The following is a 16,033-nucleotide window of genomic DNA, read 5'->3' on the forward strand; positions in this document are numbered from 1 at the left end:
CCGCAACCGCGGCCTGATCCACAAAGAGACCGTCTACAAAACTTGACACAGCCCAAGAGCTCCTATCCCCATCGTGTCGGCGTGGGGCGTTGCGGTCATGCTTCTTGGTGGTCGAGTCGGGAGATGGCGCGGTGGCCGTGGGGGCCGAATAGGTGCAAGATCTCTGCGGCGGTGTCGTTTGCAGGGCCGAACCAGTGCGGCACGGCGGCGTCGAACTCCGCGGTCTCTCCCGGATGCAGCTCGAGTTCGTCGTCGCCCACGATCAGTCGGAGTGTGCCGGCGAGGACGTAGAGCCAGGCGTGGCCCTCGTGTGAGACGAGGTGGGGTGTGCGTGGTCCGACGACGTGTTTGAACGCCTGCACCCGTGTCGGGTAGCGGGTCAGGGGCACGACGATGCCACCGCGGGAATGACGATGGGGCTCCAGGTGCACTCTCGGGTCGCCCGTTGCCGGTGCGGCGACGAGTTGATCCAGTGCCACCTGGTAGGTGCGTGCGAGCGGTATGAGCACGTCGAGTGTGGGTTGACGGCGACCGGTCTCCACCCGCGACAGGATACTGATGGACAGTCCCGAGGCGTCCGCCGCCTCGGCGAGTGTCAGTTCTCGGGACTGCCGGAGCGCGCGCAGGCGCGGCCCGATCGCGTCGAGGATCGCGGCAACATCCGCACCGGGAGTCGTTTCCACTCTCCTAGTTTTGCAGATTCCGCAAACCTACTAGGGGGTAGTGCCCGCGCCGCTGGAGGATCGACGAAGACAAATTCGTCACCAGAGTGAAGGGCGTGGTGCTGCTGTGGTTGAGACCATCGTGGACGAAGCTCCCGGTTTGAGCGTGCGGCGCCGGTGGCTGGTGTTGGTGATCTGCGCGTCGGCGTTGTTCCTGGTAGGGCTGGACACCACGATCGTGACGGTCGGGCTCTCGCACATCGGTGCGGGCCTGGGTGCGGAGCCGGGCAGCTTGTCGTGGGTGGTCGATGCGTACACGGTCGTGTTCGCGAGCCTGTTGATCACCTCCGGTGCGCTGGCCGACCGGTTCGGGCGACGCCGGGTCTTCCAGACCGGGCTCGTGGTCTTCGGGGCAGCGTCGCTGCTGTGCGCGGCAGCCGGGGACCTCCCGGTCCTGATCGCCGGCCGGGCGCTCCAGGGGATCGGGGCGTCGATGCTCCCCCCGGTAGCGCTCGCGATCGTGGTCAATGCGATGCCCGACCCGAAAGAGCGCGCCCAGGCGATCGGAGTGTGGGGAGCGATGTTCGGGCTGAGCATGGCCGCAGGCCCGGTGGTGGGGGGTGCGCTGATCACCGCGTTCGACTGGCGGGCCGTGTTCTGGGTCAACGCCCCCGTCGTCCTCCTCGCGCTCGTGCTCGTCGCCGCCCTGGTGCCGGAATCGCGTGGGCGACGCATCCGCCGTATCGATCTACCTGGACAGCTCCTTCTCATCGTCGTGCTGGGGCTTGCCGTGGCGTTGCTGATCGAAGCGCCCGGACTCGGCTGGACCTCTCCGGTCGTGCTCGCCGGCTTCGGGGTGCTGGCGGTGCTGGTCTGGGTGTTCGTCTGGGTGGAGTCGCGGCGGCGCGAGCCGCTCATCGATCCCGGCCTGTTCCGGGTGCCCAGTTTCACCGGGGCGATCCTCGGGGCCGTCGCGGTGTTCGTCGCGTTCAGCATGACCCTACTGATGACCACCCTGTTCCTCCAAGACGCGCAGGGGTGGGCACCTCTCGCGGCAGGAGCCGCGACCCTGCCGATGGCCTTCGGCGCGACCGTCTTCGCACCCGTGTCCGGATTCCTGGTCGGCAGAACCGGCCCCCGGCTCCCGCTGCTGCTCGCCGGCACGCTCATCCTGGCCGGCGGACTCTGCCTCATCACCCTCACCGGCGGGATGAACGTGCCCGCGCTGCTCATGGCGTACCTGTTGATCGGCACCGGTATCGGGTTCGCTAACGCGCCTATCACGAATACCGCCGTCAGCGGCCTGCCACCCGAACGCGCCGGAGTCGCCGGAGGCACCGCCTCCACCGCCCGGCAACTGGGCACCGCGATCGGCATCGCCCTCGCCGGAACCCTCATCGCGGGCGTATCACCCGACCGATTCGCCGCAGCAAGCCTCCCCGGGTGGATCATCATCACCGCCTGCGGCGGACTGCTCCTCGCGGTAGGAACCCTCGCCCGGCACCGGGAGGCGGCACCAGCGTAGGGGCGTGTCCGCGAGCTGCTTCTCACCGGCGAACTCCGCGGTCGCAGGATCGATCTTCGTGATGAACCGGTCAGCATTCGTTTCGATCAGCCCCGTCGTTCATCAGTGCGGCCCGCGCGCACCGAGGAACGAGTGGCGTCTGACCTGGACTCGGCAGCCATGGCGGCAGGCACCGGCGGGGCCTGTTACCGCGATGGTGCCGAGCTCTCGTCGGGATGGTTCGGCCGTGAGGGTCGTGTGAAGCGCGGGTGAGTGAGGACGAAGGTGGTGACGGCGGCCATGATGATGGCGGCGACGATCACGGGGAGGGGTGCCCAGGCGCTGTAGAGGGCGGTGCCCGCGGTGGGTGCGATGACGAAGGTGAGGCCGTTGGTGGCGCCGATGAGTCCGGCCAGTCCGCCTTGTTCATGGCGTTCCATGAGCAGGGAGGGCCCTGCGGTGTAGCCAGGCATGGCGATGCCGAGCCCGAGACCGATCAGCAGCATCGCGGCGAGGATCGAGGCCATGCCCAGGTCGGGGATCAAGACGACGAACCCGATCAGGGCGGTGGCGCTGCCGGTGCGCAACAGCGCGGGTGGTCCCCATCCCAGGCGCGGGACGATGACGGCTTGAGCGAGGACCATGCCGACGCCGGCGGCCAGGAGCGCTGCGCCGGTGACCAGTCCGGTGGCGGAGGCGTCGAGGCCGAGGCGGTCCTGGACGATGAATCCGGTGATGACCTGGATGAACCCGAGGGCGGTGAACATGCCGAACCCGGCCAGCAGGAACGGCCAGACGCGCGGGTCGGTGGGGCGGATCCGGGCGGGGTCGTCGATGAGTGTGGTGCGCGGCTCGCGGCGCAACCGGAATCCGACGATGCTCAGCCCGGCGATGAGAAGGACAGGAACGGCCGCGAGGGAGGTCATCAGACCGAACGCGGACAGCGCTCCGCCAATGATGGCGCCGCCGACCATCGCGATGCCTTGCACGGCGCCGACGCCGGCCATCCCTTTCACACGGGTGCGTTCGTCGATGGTGACGTCGGCGATGTAGGCCTGCGCGGTCGGAGGGACGGCCGCGATCGCGGTGCCGAACGCGATGCCGCGCAGCAGCACGAACAACACGAACAGCACGGTCCCGCCGATCAGGCCGGTCATCCCGAGCTGCGCGACGATCGTGAACAGGATCATCGAGACGGCGGCGAGGGTGAGCGCGCCGACGAGGACAGGTTTGCGTCCCCAGGACTGGGATCGGCGTCCCCACAGCTGGCTGGTGGTGACGACCATGATCGCGGCGGTGCTGATGGTCACCCCGACCTGCCATTCGGCCAATCCGACCTCGCGGGCGAGCGGGGCGATGACCGGGTTGAGGGTCATCTGCCCCAGGAACACGATCAGCACCGCAGACAGGACGAGCGGGATCTGCGGCGAGTGCTGGACCGGCACGGGCACGGTGGACGGAGAACGGTTCATGACCTGGGCTTTCCAAGAGCGGGGGTGGACGAGTGGAGAGTCGGGGTCAGCCGGTGGCTTTGCCGTGGATCCAGTAGAACTGGGTGAACTGCGAGGACCGGTCCAGCTGGAGGTGGTCGCGGAACACCGAACGGACATGTTTGATCAGGGTCTTCTCTCCCGCCGCCCACGCGTACAGGCCCGGCCGGGCGTGCTCGGAACCCGTCAGATGCGCCGCGAGCGCGGCACCGCGCGTCGCCTCTGGCCCCACCCAGGTCCAGGTCACGTTCTCTCGCGCTGCACAGGGCAGGCCGGCGAGGTCGTCGTGATCGTCTTCGATCGCCACTGATACGGGCAGGTGGGTGGGGATGGCGTCGATCCAGGTGTTGATCGCGGGCAGGGCGGTGGTGTCGCCGGCGAGGATGACCTCGGTTGCTTTCTCGGGCAGGCTGATTCTGGCTGGGGTCAGTGCGACGTCGAGCCTCTGGCCGATGGCGGCGTTCTTTGCCCAGTCTCCGGCGGGGCCGGGTTGTTCGTGCAGGATGAAGTCGAGAGCGAACGTGCCCTCGTCTGGCCGGATGTCGACGAAGGTGTATCCGCGCTGGCTGAGGTGCCCCTCGCCTTTCGCAGGGTGCGGCACCCACAGGCGTAGCCAGAGCGTGGGGAACACCTCCAGCTGGTTGACGAGGTCTGGCGCGGTGAAGGTGATGCGCCGGTAGCACGGGGTGTAGTCGTGGATCACGGTGACGGTGACCGCGTGGTTGGGAATGCGCATCAGGCGCATCACGCCGCGCTGCCAGTTGGCCATCAGTGTGATTCCTGTCCGTGTGGTGTGGCGGTGGGTTCGAGGCGCCATCCGGCAGCGCGGCTGTGTTCGGCCCAGAAGCCGGTATAGCGGGCCGCCGGCAGCCAGGTTGGTTCCGCGTTGAACGATGCGGCCGTGCTCGTGTGCGCCGGAGACTGCTCAACGGTCGTCATGGCGTTTCCTCCTGTCGGGGTGCGAGTTCCTGTGCGATGCCCGCGAGGACGACGCCCAGTTTCCGTTCGAACCACTCGACCGGTTCCACCCGGATCGCCCGCACCATCTCCGCCCGCACCTCGTGCTGCCCTTCCGGTCCCGGTGACACAGGGGCTGTGCGCCATCCGTGTTCCACTCCGCCTCGAGCGGCCGTCTCACCTGGCTCGCGAATGGTGTCGAGCGCCTCGACACCGCGACGGTTGTCCGCCGCGAGGTCGAAGACGAGGTCGACGGCGAGCACGGCATCCGCGGCGATGAACCCCCGCTCCACGAGCGCTCCGCCTATCCGGTCGGCGAGTCCCACTATCGATGGCGGGATCACTCCACGCGAGATCGCGAACACCGCACCGGGATGCTTTTCCCACGCCCGCCAGGACGCCACCGCCCATCGCCGCAGCAATGAGTCCCACCGGCCCGTAAGATCCGGCCAGGCGAAACCAGACACCGCCTCTTCCAACCCGAGACGCACCAGCTCGTCACGATTGGCCGCGTGCCGATACACCGTCGCCTGCCCGACACCCAGCCGGTCCGCCACCGAAGCGAACGTCACCTCCCGGAAACCGACCGTCACGACCGCGCCGCCGATGGCCGCCGCATCGATCGTGGGTGGACGCCCCGGCCGACGCGCGCGACCTGCCGCACGGACACCGCTTTCTGAGGTAAGGCTCACCTCAACAGATTATGAGAGTGGACTACCGAAATCAAGGGACGGCGTCATCGACGCCGAAGGACGGGGTCGACAGCTGGGCTACCCGGGTGCTTGCGGCACATGGCGCAGCGCCTGGTTCATTCGAGCAGGTGCTCGATGGTGGCGATTCGCATGGCGATGGTCTCGGCGAACATCTCATCGCTGGTGCGGGGGTCAAGGTCGGACGCTTCTCGTGACCGTGGTGCAACGACGTCGGGGAGGGAGTCCAGCCAGGCTTCGGGCACTGGTTGGCTCATCATCCGGCGCAGTTCGTCGTCGCCGCGGTCGTAGCGGTAGTCGATCAGCAGCGTGAAGGCGAACACGTCGAAGAGGAACCCGCTGCGTATCACGAGCGCCTGGGGCAGTGTCAACCCGAGGTCGACCAAGAACTGTAGGAGGCGTTCGGCAAGGATCACCCGGTGCGGGTCGACCGACGTGGCACTGACGGTCTCGTCCAGTGAGATCAGGGTGGCGCGCGGGTAGGCCCGGTAGGCCTGGCGGGCTTTGTCGTAGGCATCGCGGAGCGCGTCGCGCCAATCCGGATGGTCGAAGGCCGGCATGGGCGTGTGCTGCAGCATGCGCGCGGCGGCGAGATCGATCACTTCCTGCCGGTCTGCGACATGGTTGTAGAGCGCTCTCGGGGTCACGTCGAGCTGGCGAGCGAGTCTGTGCATGGAGAGCGCGGCGAAGCCTTCTGCACCTGCGATCGCGAGCGCGGTCTCGACGATGAGGTCGCGACTCAGGACGATCTCACCCTGACGGGGGCGCCCTCTCCCCCGGTCGCTACGGCGCTCAGTGGACACACCACGATCCTAGCTTGGCGAGAACAATAAATACATGACTATTGATTTTCGCGCTTGCTGCTTCTAGCCTCACTTAGGTGACCCTTACTCGAGCTAATGCCCTGATGTCTGGAGCTGGCGAGGCAGGTGCCCGGCCCGGTGCGGAACCCACCACCCTCGGTGCGATCGTGGCCGGGCACCGTTTCGGTCTCGTGGGCTCTGCCGTGCTCGCCGTCGTCGGTACCGGGTGCTCGCTGGCGCCGTATCTCGCGGTGTATGCGGTGACGGTGGCGCTATTCGCTGGGCCGTCTGCGGATACCGCAGCGGTTGGCTGGATCGCGTGGTGGACGGCGGTCGCGCTGGTCGTGGGCGATCGCGAACGGGCTGTCTACCCACGTCGGGCATGTCGCCGCGTACCGGATCCTCGGCGACCTGCGGCGTGCCATCGCTGCGAAGCTGCAGGTGCTGCCGCTCGGGCGGGTGCAGGCGAGGTCGACGGGTGAGCTGAAGAAGGTGCTGCACGACGACGTCGAGCAGCTCGAGGAGGCGCTCGCGCATGGCGTTCCCGACGGCGCCGCCGCAGCGGCGGTGCCTGTGGCGACGACGATCGCATTGTTCGTCGTCGACTGGAGGCTCGCGCTGGTGGCACTCGCCTCGCTCGTGCTGCTCGTCGTCGTTTCGGCGATCGGTATGAGGCTCGCGCAGCGCAACAATGCCGCTCTCGCCGAGCACTCGACTACGCTCAGCCGGGCTGTCATGGGGTATCTGCAGGGCATTAAGGTCATCCGCGGGTACCTGCGGCCGGACACCGGCTACGACCAGGCGCGCACGGCCGTCATCGAGGCCGCGCGTCTGCAGACGGTGGCGACGGCCGGGCCGGTGAGGTGGCTGGTGGCGGCGATGACCGTGGCCACGGGGCTCACGGTCGCGCTGCTCATCCCCGTCGCAGGCCTGCGCTTCGCTTCGGGCGAGCTGGATCTGCCGACGCTCGTGCTGTTCCTGCTGCTGGCGCTCGGGTATCTCACGCCCGTCATGGGCCTCGTCGGCACGCTGGCGACGATCCTCGTCAGGATCCAGCTGGCGGCGGGGACGATCACCGAGATCCTCGCCGAGGACCCGCTGCCCGCACCGGCCGAGCCCGTCGTCCCCGAGCGTTTCGACGTCGAGTTCGACGACGTGCGATTCGCCTACCGCGAGGACGCACTGGTGCTCGACGGCATCAGCCTGATCGCACGGGAAAGGGAAACACTCGCGCTCGTCGGCCGGACCGGTAGCGGTAAATCGACGCTCGCCAAGCTCGTGGCGAGGTTCTCCGACGTCGATTCCGGTGCGGTGCGCATCGGCGGGGTCGATGTGCGGCAGATCCCCACCGAGTCGCTCGCGGGGCTCGTGGCGTTCATCCAGCAGGACGAGTATGTCTTCGCCGCGTCGCTGCTGGAGAACATCCGCATCGCCAGACCGGCCGCGACCGAGGCCGAGGTGGTCGCCGCCGCGGAACGCGCCCAGCTCGGCGACGTCGCGGCCGCACTACCCGAGGGGTGGGCCACCGAACTGCCCGCCGGCGGCGGGGTGCTTTCCGGCGGCGAACGGCAGCGCATCGCGATCGCCCGGGCCATCCTCAAGGACGCGCGCATCCTCGTACTCGACGAGATCACCGCATCGCTGGACGCCACCACCGAACGCAACACACTCGACGCTCTCGATGAAGTCATAGCGGGACGTACCGTGATCGCGATCGCCCACCGGCTCTCCACTATCCAGCACAGCGCCCAGATCGCCTATCTCGACCAGGGTGTGGTCGCCGCGACCGGCGACCACGAGGGGTTGCTCGAGACGTGTACCCCGTATCGGGAGCTCTGGCACTCCTACCGGGACGCCGAGGGCTGGCGGCTCGAGGCATCGACCGCACCGGTACCCGCGCCGGCACCCGCTACGAATGTCGCTGAGAACCTCCCGGACAGCGCCGCGGACGAGTGGGGGCAGGCTGCGCGTTCCGTCGTGCGAGCGCACATCGGCGGGCTCGGCTTCGCCAGGCAGTGGCGTGCCCTGTACGGGCGGAGCTGGCAGACGCTGTGGCGCCGCGGGTTCGTGCGACTCGTCGCGGAATCGCTCGTGCGCGGGGCGCCGCTCATCGCGGTCTTCGTGATCGTCATGGCCGCCATCGGCGAGGGCTGGGCCGGCGGCCTCGATGCGTCACTGGTCTGGACCGTCACGGCGCTGCTTGCCGGCATGCTGGTGTTGCGTCTGCTCGCCTCCGTCTGGTCCAACGCGCTGGTGTGGCGGTTGTCGGCCCGCTCCAAGGCCGATCTGCAGCTGTCGGTGCTCGAACGTCTCCGGCGGGTTCCGCTGGGGTTCTTCGGTCGCGTCGACAACGGCAGGATCGCCACGCTCGTCGGCAACGACACGGCGATGATCGACTTCCAGAACGTCCCGCAGCAGATCGTCGGCGGGCTCGTGCAGCCCGTCTACGCGATGATCATCCTGCTCGTCATCGACTGGCGGCTCGCCCTCGCGGCGCTCATCGGCCTGCCGTTGTTCTGGCTGCTGACGGTGTGGAGCGATCGCATTCACCACCGGGCCTTCGCCGACCTCTACGCCGCGAGGCAGGAGGCCACCGTCGCACTGCTCGACCAGGCCCGCGGCGCCGCTGTGCTGCGTGGGAACCCTGGGTCGGCGATGGCAGCCCGCTATGACACCGCGATCTCGCGACTCTCCGAGGCGAGCACGGCCATGTCGGTACGGGCCACGCCCGCGACGGCGCTCGGCTCGATCGCGGTCGAGTCCGGGCAAGTGGTGCTCATCGTTGTCGGGGCAGGTCTGTACGCCACTGGGGCGGTGCCTGCCGTCACCCTGCTGGCCTTCCTGTTCCTGTCGCTGACGATCTACCAGCCCATCCAAGAACTCATGATGCTCGCCGGCTACCGGCGCAACCAGCAGCAGATCGCCGCCAAGATCGGCGAGATCTGGGACGCACCCGTGCTCAGTGAACCCGAACGACCCATCGAACCTGCCGACGGGTCGGTCGAGTTCCGTGACGTCTCCTTCACATACGACGGCGCATCGCAACCGGTCCTCACCGGTGTATCGTTCCGAGCCGAGCCTGGGCAGATCACCGCACTCGTCGGACCGTCGGGCTCGGGCAAGTCGACCATCGCCCACCTGGCCGCACGACTGTGGGACGTCCCATCGGGGCACGTGCTGCTCGGCGGCGTACCGGTCACCGAACTCGGCAGCGACCGCGTCATGGCACAGGTGGCGGTCGTGCACCAGGACGTCTACCTCTTCGACGACACCGTGCGCCACAACCTCGCACTCGGACACCCGCACGCCACCGACGACGAGCTGTGGGCCGCGCTCGAGGCCGCGCAGTGCGACGACGTCGTCCGGGCGCTGCCCCACGGCCTCGACACCGTGCTGCACGACGGCGGCACCGACCTGTCCGGCGGACAACGCCAACGGCTCGCGATCGCCCGAGCCCTGCTGAAGGACGCGCCGGTGCTCATCCTCGACGAGGCCGTCGCCGCAGTCGACCCCGGCACCGAAGACCGCATCCAGCGAGCACTGTCCTCGCTCGTGGCCGGCCGCACCGTGCTCGTCATCGCGCACCGCCTGACCACCATCGCCGCCGCCGACCGCATCGTCGTCGTCGAACACGGCCGCATCGCCGGCATCGGCACCCACACCGAACTGCTGGGCGACTGCCCGGCCTACGCGGATCTCGCCGCCCAGCAAGGAGCATCATGACCACCAGCCGCCCCCCGCTTCCCGGTGGCCAGTCCCGTCGCGGGAGGATCGCACTCGTCGCCGCGCTCTACTGCACCCAGAACCTGAGCCTGGGCTTCTTCACCTACGCGTTCCTGACCATCGCGCAGGCCCGTGGCGTGCCACTCGCGCTCATCGGGGCCGCAGCGGGCATCGCAACACTACTCACGCTCAAGTTCCTGTGGGCGCCGGTCGTCGACCGGTTCGGGTCACGACGGCTCGGACACTATCGCGGCTGGCTCCTGCTCACGCAGTCGCTGCTCGCCATAGGATGCGCCTCGCTCGCCCTGTTCGACCCGGCCACCCAGTTCATGACCCTGCTCGTGCTCTTCGCGGTGATCTTCGTCGTCGCCGCCACCCAAGACGTCGCCGCCGACGCCGCCGCGACGAGACTCCTCCGGCCAGACGAGCGCGGCCTGGGCAACGGCTTCCAATCGGCGGGATCGTCAGTGGCACAGGTCGTCGGCGGTGGCGTCGTGCTCGTCGTCTACCAGGCGGCGGGATGGCAGATCGCCGCGCTCTGCCTCGCCGCATGCACGCTCGTCGCGCTCCCCTTCGTGCTCCGCTGGCGCGAGGAGGCCGATGAACGCGACGTACCCGCCCCCCGCATCACGCTGCGGGTGATCGCCCGGTTCTTCGGCGACCGGCGCGTGCGATGGTGGAGCCTCGCACTCATCCCCGCATACAGCGCGGGGTTCACCGTCGCCTACAACCTCGTACGCCCCATGCTCGTCACCGACGGCTGGGACGAGGCCACGATCGGCCTGTACGTCGTGATCGGCGGCAGCCTCACCGGCGTCGCAGCCGGCATCCTCGCCGGCGCATACATCGCCCGGATCGGCAGACGACCCGCCCTACTGTGGCTGGGCGGACTACAGGTGCTCGCCACCTTCGGCACCCTGCCGATCGCACTCGGTGCGATCTGGCCATGGCTCGTGCTGCTGGTCGTGGCACTGTCGAACGCCGCATTCGCCGCCGCCTTCGCGATCATCTACACGATCTCGATGGACCTCACCCGCCCCGAAAGCGCCGGCACCGACTTCACCCTCTTCACCACCATCACGTCACTCCTCATGGTCATCTCCGGCGGCTCCGGCCTCGCACTCGCGGGCACCTTCGGATTCGTCCCAGTCATACTCGGCGCCGGAGTGCTGTCCGCACTCGGACTCACGGTGGTCGTATGGAACATCGGCCGCGTACTCGACGACGACATCCAGAACACTCATCACGCCACACCGTCGACTGGCAGCCGAGAACCTCGTGGCACCCGTCAACGCTGACGCCGGTGGCGACGAGCACGACCGTTTCAGGACATCGGTACCAGTCACCGATCCTGTGGCGCTGACCTGCCGACGCTGCGCGGTGCGGAGTCCCAAAGGAAGCGGCATCAGACCGAGGGCGCTTCGGTCGATGCCACCGCCAAACAACGCCACGGAACACTCACACTCTCAGCAAGAGGCCGGCGGACTCGACGTTATGCCTCCGTGGCGGACAGCCCTGATATACCCCAAACCGCTGCTGGCGGTCCCCGGTAGGCACTCAACGGTCACGCTCGAGAAGACCTGTCCAGACGGGAGCGGACCAGAGGCACGTACGCTGCATCCTTCTCTACCGCGACCACACAAAACCCCGCTCCAGCTGCGGCCTCCACCGTGGTGCCGGATCCGGCAAATGGCTCCAGCACCATGCCACGCGGTGGGGTGACGAGCGTGACCAGCCAGCGCATCAGCGCCAGTGGTTTTACCGTTGAGTGCGACACCCCGAATGCCCGAGGACGCTCAGCGGCGGAGGGCTTTCGGTCGAAGCGGAAGATCGGGAACTTCCTCGATAGCGACTCGCTTTGCCATGTCCCCGTCAACACATCCAACGCATCCGCTTGACTGGCATCGAATGCGACGTTCGTCGGCCACCGGCCGTCAGCGAACCCGGCGCCGTCGATGTTGAGCCCGCCGACACCGTGACTGAGGACGTTTCGGACGACGCTTCCTTCGGGTGGTTTGCGGGCGATGATGATCGGCTCGAACGCAGGCCGCAATGCCGTGCCCCACCCTTCCCACCGTGTCGCGTCCTCGGTGACCGGTGTGCCTTTCGACAGTACCGTGCGCGTTGCGCCGAGCACCCCGTCGTGATCCGTGGCCTGCACGACCCGGTCGGCGCGCTGCATGCCGTGGTGCTTGTCGATCGTGTGCGAGAGGTCCAAGCTCTTGGGCATCCCGGTTGTGTGCAGCCATGCGATCTGGTCGCGGATCTCGAACCCTGCATTCTCGATCCCGCGCACCATGCGATGCCAGGTGCGTGCACCACCGAATGCTGCAACATACGCGCCCGGCTTGAGTGCGTGCAATGCTCCTGCAGCCCAGGCCGTGCACCAGGTCTCGAATACCTCCGGCGCACTCATCCCAGTCATGTCGATGTGCGGGAGGGACTCGCGGAACCCGGAAGCGTCGTCCCAGGCTTGCCCGTTGAAGCTCAGCCCATACGGCGGGTCGGTCACCAGGGCGTCGATGCTGGCCTCGGGCAGGAGCGGGAGAAGCTCAACGGTGTCACCGAGGTAGAGCGTCGCCCGCTCGTCGGCGAAGACGGGCGCGGGAATTTCGGCCAGGCGCGGGGCGGGCGACGGTGTGGGGTCAGGCATGGCGGGGGCTCCTTGCTGTTCGGGGCCTGTCCGCCTTCGTGTGCGACGAACAGTGTCACCCAGCAGGTACGGGCCATACCGACGGAACCGAGCCCACACAGCCCCAGCGTCGACGCCAGGCGAGAGTCAGTCCCAGCGGGCCGAGTCCGAGCTCCCCGAGGTGCCTGCGCTTCGCTGATTTCCAGTGCCTGATTTCTCCCTCACACGATCGGCAATCAGCGATGAAAGGGTCGATATCCGATCGGATGCCGCAGCCCACGCTGTCGCCGAGGCGCCTTGACCGGCGCCTTCTCCGATGTCGCCGATAGTCTGTGACTACGGCAACCCGTCCGCGACGTGCTCGTGGCCGACCTGCATCTGCGTCCTGCCCGGTTTCGGCGTCGCTATCCCGTAGCCTCTAGCTAGCCGGATCGGATCGAGGAAGGAGCTCGGCGTGGATTTTTACGAGCGCCTTTCGATGCGCGGCGTACTCTGGGGGCACCTGCATGAACTGCACGGGAACGCATTTCAGTCGTTCTTCCACGATGTGATGTCACTGTGCGTGCCGGGTTTTGTCGATGTGCGCACGCACGGCAACCTGGGCGATCAAGCCAGCGACGGCCTGGATCTGCACGATGGCAAGCTATACGCCTGCTATGCCCCTGAGACTGTCGACGCCGCTGCAACGGTCCGCAAGTTCAACTCCGACCTCGACGGAGCGGTCAAGAAGCGCTCAGGGCAATTCACGACGTTCGTGTTCGTCCACAACGACGTGCGAGGGGTGCACCCTGAGATCTCGACCGCACTTGCTCACGCAAGGTCCTCGCATTCCAACATCTCCTTCGAGGTCATGGGGATGCGCCATTTTCGTGACTTGCTCGGCCAACAGGACAGCCAGGATGTCGAGGTGTTGCTGAAGAGTCAGCTTCCGATGCAGCACACCGTCGCTGTTGGTCTGCAGGAGATGGAAGAGCTCCTCGCCGACCTCGCGGCCCAGCGGCTCTCCGATATCCTGCAGGCGTCGATCGAGAACGTATCAGTCCACAAGCTGCGCTACAGCGAACTCTCCGAGGAAAGCCAGGCCGAGATTCGTGACGGCTTGCGTCACTCAGCTATGATCGCCGACTACTATCAGCGCCGCATCGACATTACAGAACGCGACGACGTCGCCGCGAGGTTTCACGCCGAATACCTCGAGGCGGTCAACGATGGTCTCGAGCCCGAGGACGCGCTGCTGCGGCTAAGGGAGTTCCTCGCCGGCAACCGGCTGCCTTCCGCGCCGAGCTACCGGGCACAAACGGCGATCTTGGCCTACTTCTTCGAGAGCTGCGACATCTTCGAAAACGCCCCGGCTGGATGGGAGCCGAACCTCCAGGTGAGCGCACCGTGATCACCCCGACGAAGGGCATCGCCCCGCAGCGTGCACTGCTGACCATCGGAGCCCAAATCTCCCTGATCCTCACCGAGCCGATGACTGTCAGCCAGGCATGGGTGGGGCTGAAGACATGGCGGGCACGGCATGCCAATGATGCGGTGCTGCCGTTTTCTTGGTTCGTGCTCGCGCTCGACACGCTGTTCGCGCTCGGGACGATTCACTATGAAGACGGCAGTCTCTACCGGAAGCGGGTGAGCTGATGCTCCGTCAACTTATATCCAGCGACGCACGATTCAAGACGATCGAGTTCAAGCCCGGACGCAACATCCTGATCGCCGACAAGACTGAGCGATCCAGCGGAACCGACAGCCGAAACGGCGCAGGCAAGTCGTCCATCATCGAGATCCTGCACTTTATCCTCGGCATGCGCACACTCACCGGCTCGGTCCTGGAAAACAAGGCGCTTCAAACCGACACGTTCTCCTTACGGCTCGATTGGCCCGATGTAACGGATAGCGTCACCGCCAGCCGCGGGCTCGCCAAGCGAAGCCGTATCACCCTCGCTCCCGACATCACCGCAGGATCAGCGCTCGTTCAGACCGCAGGCGATGCCACGATCCCCGAGTGGGTGACTGCTATCGGCCGCGACCTCTTCGGTTTCCCCGATGAGCACGTGGGAATCAGGCTCTTCACGAACGAGGGTGTAGTCGAGGTCTGAAACCGCCGGCTTCGAGCAGACTCCTGTCGATGTAGTGCCTCAGGTTCCGGAACCCAAGCGCGATCCCGCGCAGATGCTCGAGTCGGCCATTGATCGCCTCCGTCGGGCCGTTGCTGGTCCCGGGCCGATCGAAATAGCCGAGGACGTCAGCGGCTCGTTGCTTGAGCGTACGAGCGAGCTTGCGGACCTCGACCAGCTGCACGGGCACCCCCGTGGAGATCCGGTCGATCGTGTGCTGCAGGAAGAACCTCCCCAGCCCGCGGTCCGTCTCCCGATACGCGGTGATCATGTCCTGATACACACCCCAGGTCGCTTCAACCTCGACATGGCGCTGGTCGGCGAACACCTCCTCGAGTCGCGCATGCTGCTTCTCGGTGAGAAGACCCGCTCCTGTCAGCAGAGTCCGGCGGACCCGGTAGAGCGGATCACCAGTCCTACCCCGACGACCGAACACATCGCGCTGAACACGGCGCCGACAGTTCTCCAGCGCGTCCCCGGTAAGCCGGATCACATGGAATGGATCCATGATCGGAGCAGCGTCGGGAAGCTCTTCGGCGGCGGCGGTCTTGAACCCAGTGAATCCGTCCATCGCAACGACCTCGATCCCGTTCTGCCACTGCTGCGGGCGTGCAGCCAGCCACCGCTTGAAGACTGCTTTGGAGCGGCCTTCGACCATGTCCAGCAGCCGGGCAGGTCCGGCCTTCTCACGCACCGGGGTCAGATCGATGATCACGGTCACGTACTTGTCGCCACGCTTCGTGTGGCGCCACACGTGCTCGTCGCCACCGATCGTGGTGACACCGTCGAAGCGGTGGGGGTCATCGATCAGTTGTCGTGTGCCTTCAGCGAGGATCGCGTCGTTCGCGGCCGACCATGACACGGCCAGTCCTGCCGCGACGCGGGAGATGGACAGATGGTCCACCACGAGTCCTTCCAGTCCCCATCGCAGACCGCCGCGGGAGATCTTCGCCCGCGGCGGCGCCGCTGCGGTCGTGTCCTGGCGCCACACCCGGCCGCATCCTGAGCACTTGTAACGACGCACGCGGATCAGCAGCGTCGTGGGTCGGTGTCCGAAGGGTTCGTGCGCGAGCCTGCGCACCACCGTGTCCCGTGGCGTCCCCTCACATCCGCAGTGCTGGCACCACTGGTCTGGTTCAACGACTCGGCATTGGAGCATCGCTCGGTCGGGTTCCAGGTGTTGTCCGACGGCTTGGAGACCGAGCTCGTCGAGGCGGCAGAACGTGGTCAGGCAGGGCGCATCAAAAGTAGGGTGGGACATGTCGAGGTCTTCCGGATGGGCAGTGTAGGAACTTCCATCTTCAGGGAGACCTCGACTCCTACACGGACAGCGACGCGCTCAACGGACTACACCCTCGTTCGAGAAGAGCCTCATTACCGCAGTTCAGTAGCGTCGGGATCGGGCCCGGTCTGCACCGGGAGGGCGGCTCTGGCGTCAAAC

14 protein-coding genes are annotated in these 16,033 nt (G+C 67.0%); 6 read left to right on the forward strand and 8 right to left on the reverse strand.

Annotated elements, in window-relative coordinates; genetic code table 11:
• Positions 1-95: 95 nt before the first annotated feature.
• Entirely contained in the window at positions 96-683 is a 588-nt protein-coding gene (locus CZ674_RS06895) for a helix-turn-helix domain-containing protein (protein ID WP_086991803.1), read from the reverse strand.
• Positions 684-789: 106 nt separating this feature from the next.
• On the opposite strand from CZ674_RS06895, the gene CZ674_RS06900 reads away from it, so the two are divergent.
• Positions 790-2,187, forward strand: coding sequence for an MFS transporter (locus CZ674_RS06900; protein WP_200810054.1), 1,398 nt, complete (start codon positions 790-792; stop codon positions 2,185-2,187).
• Positions 2,188-2,372: 185 nt separating this feature from the next.
• Here the strand turns inward: CZ674_RS06900 and CZ674_RS06905 are convergent, their stop codons facing one another.
• The 5 genes from CZ674_RS06905 to CZ674_RS06920 form a co-directional block, all read right to left on the reverse strand.
• A complete protein-coding gene (locus tag CZ674_RS06905) occupies positions 2,373-3,638 on the reverse strand; it encodes an MFS transporter (RefSeq protein WP_086991804.1) in 1,266 nt (421 codons plus the stop codon).
• Between the two features lie 46 nt (positions 3,639-3,684).
• On the reverse strand, positions 3,685-4,425 hold the full coding sequence (locus tag CZ674_RS06910; protein WP_159456921.1) for a siderophore-interacting protein: 741 nt from the start codon (positions 4,423-4,425) through the stop codon (positions 3,685-3,687).
• Positions 4,425-4,595 carry a hypothetical protein gene (locus tag CZ674_RS14160; RefSeq protein ID WP_159456922.1) on the reverse strand — a complete coding sequence of 57 codons (171 nt, stop codon included), beginning with the start codon at positions 4,593-4,595 and terminating at the stop codon, positions 4,425-4,427. The genes CZ674_RS06910 and CZ674_RS14160 overlap by 1 nt, the downstream gene beginning before the upstream one ends.
• Positions 4,592-5,305: a TetR family transcriptional regulator gene (locus CZ674_RS06915; RefSeq protein WP_086991806.1), complete on the reverse strand. Its 714-nt coding sequence runs from the start codon at positions 5,303-5,305 to the stop codon at positions 4,592-4,594. The genes CZ674_RS14160 and CZ674_RS06915 overlap by 4 nt, the downstream gene beginning before the upstream one ends.
• A gap of 116 nt (positions 5,306-5,421) precedes the next feature.
• Positions 5,422-6,126, reverse strand: coding sequence for a TetR/AcrR family transcriptional regulator (locus CZ674_RS06920; RefSeq protein WP_086991807.1), 705 nt, complete (start codon positions 6,124-6,126; stop codon positions 5,422-5,424).
• Between the two features lie 306 nt (positions 6,127-6,432).
• Between CZ674_RS06920 and CZ674_RS06925 the strand changes: the two genes are divergently transcribed.
• Entirely contained in the window at positions 6,433-9,849 is a 3,417-nt protein-coding gene (locus CZ674_RS06925; protein ID WP_200810055.1) for an ABC transporter ATP-binding protein, read from the forward strand.
• A complete protein-coding gene (locus CZ674_RS06930; RefSeq protein ID WP_086991808.1) occupies positions 9,846-11,147 on the forward strand; it encodes an MFS transporter in 1,302 nt (433 codons plus the stop codon). The genes CZ674_RS06925 and CZ674_RS06930 overlap by 4 nt, the downstream gene beginning before the upstream one ends.
• A gap of 266 nt (positions 11,148-11,413) precedes the next feature.
• Here the strand turns inward: CZ674_RS06930 and CZ674_RS06935 are convergent, their stop codons facing one another.
• The gene (locus CZ674_RS06935) at positions 11,414-12,502 is read right to left on the reverse strand and encodes a DNA-methyltransferase (protein WP_200810056.1); all 1,089 of its coding nucleotides are present in this window, start codon (positions 12,500-12,502) and stop codon (positions 11,414-11,416) included.
• A gap of 433 nt (positions 12,503-12,935) precedes the next feature.
• On the opposite strand from CZ674_RS06935, the gene CZ674_RS06940 reads away from it, so the two are divergent.
• Genes CZ674_RS06940 through CZ674_RS06950 form a run of 3 tightly spaced genes read left to right on the forward strand, consistent with a single transcriptional unit; the run spans position 12,936 to position 14,574 of the window.
• On the forward strand, positions 12,936-13,871 hold the full coding sequence (locus CZ674_RS06940) for an ABC-three component system protein (protein WP_086991809.1): 936 nt from the start codon (positions 12,936-12,938) through the stop codon (positions 13,869-13,871).
• The gene (locus CZ674_RS06945; RefSeq protein WP_086991810.1) at positions 13,868-14,116 is read left to right on the forward strand and encodes an ABC-three component system middle component 6; all 249 of its coding nucleotides are present in this window, start codon (positions 13,868-13,870) and stop codon (positions 14,114-14,116) included. Before CZ674_RS06940 ends, CZ674_RS06945 begins: the two co-directional genes overlap by 4 nt.
• Entirely contained in the window at positions 14,116-14,574 is a 459-nt protein-coding gene (locus tag CZ674_RS06950; RefSeq protein WP_200810057.1) for a hypothetical protein, read from the forward strand. Before CZ674_RS06945 ends, CZ674_RS06950 begins: the two co-directional genes overlap by 1 nt.
• Here the strand turns inward: CZ674_RS06950 and CZ674_RS06955 are convergent.
• Positions 14,546-15,853: an ISL3 family transposase gene (locus CZ674_RS06955; protein ID WP_086991811.1), complete on the reverse strand. Its 1,308-nt coding sequence runs from the start codon at positions 15,851-15,853 to the stop codon at positions 14,546-14,548. The two genes, CZ674_RS06950 and CZ674_RS06955, sit on opposite strands and share 29 nt — an antisense overlap.
• Positions 15,854-16,033 lie beyond the last annotated feature (180 nt).

Origin of the sequence: Agrococcus casei LMG 22410 (assembly GCF_900163565.1) — a bacterium.
Classification (GTDB): Bacteria; Actinomycetota; Actinomycetes; order Actinomycetales; family Microbacteriaceae; genus Agrococcus; species Agrococcus casei.

What these genes read in the sequence shown, in the direction of transcription:
- CZ674_RS06905 (WP_086991804.1), bottom strand. Translation starts at nt 3,638, where the DNA reads ATGAACCGTTCTCCGTCCACCGTGCCCGTGCCGGTCCAGCACTCGCCG.
- CZ674_RS06910 (WP_159456921.1), bottom strand. Translation starts at nt 4,425, where the DNA reads ATGGCCAACTGGCAGCGCGGCGTGATGCGCCTGATGCGCATTCCCAAC.
- CZ674_RS14160 (WP_159456922.1), bottom strand. Translation starts at nt 4,595, where the DNA reads ATGACGACCGTTGAGCAGTCTCCGGCGCACACGAGCACGGCCGCATCG.
- CZ674_RS06930 (WP_086991808.1), top strand. Translation starts at nt 9,846, where the DNA reads ATGACCACCAGCCGCCCCCCGCTTCCCGGTGGCCAGTCCCGTCGCGGG.
- CZ674_RS06935 (WP_200810056.1), bottom strand. Translation starts at nt 12,502, where the DNA reads ATGCCTGACCCCACACCGTCGCCCGCCCCGCGCCTGGCCGAAATTCCC.
- CZ674_RS06950 (WP_200810057.1), top strand. Translation starts at nt 14,116, where the DNA reads ATGCTCCGTCAACTTATATCCAGCGACGCACGATTCAAGACGATCGAG.
- CZ674_RS06955 (WP_086991811.1), bottom strand. Translation starts at nt 15,853, where the DNA reads ATGTCCCACCCTACTTTTGATGCGCCCTGCCTGACCACGTTCTGCCGC.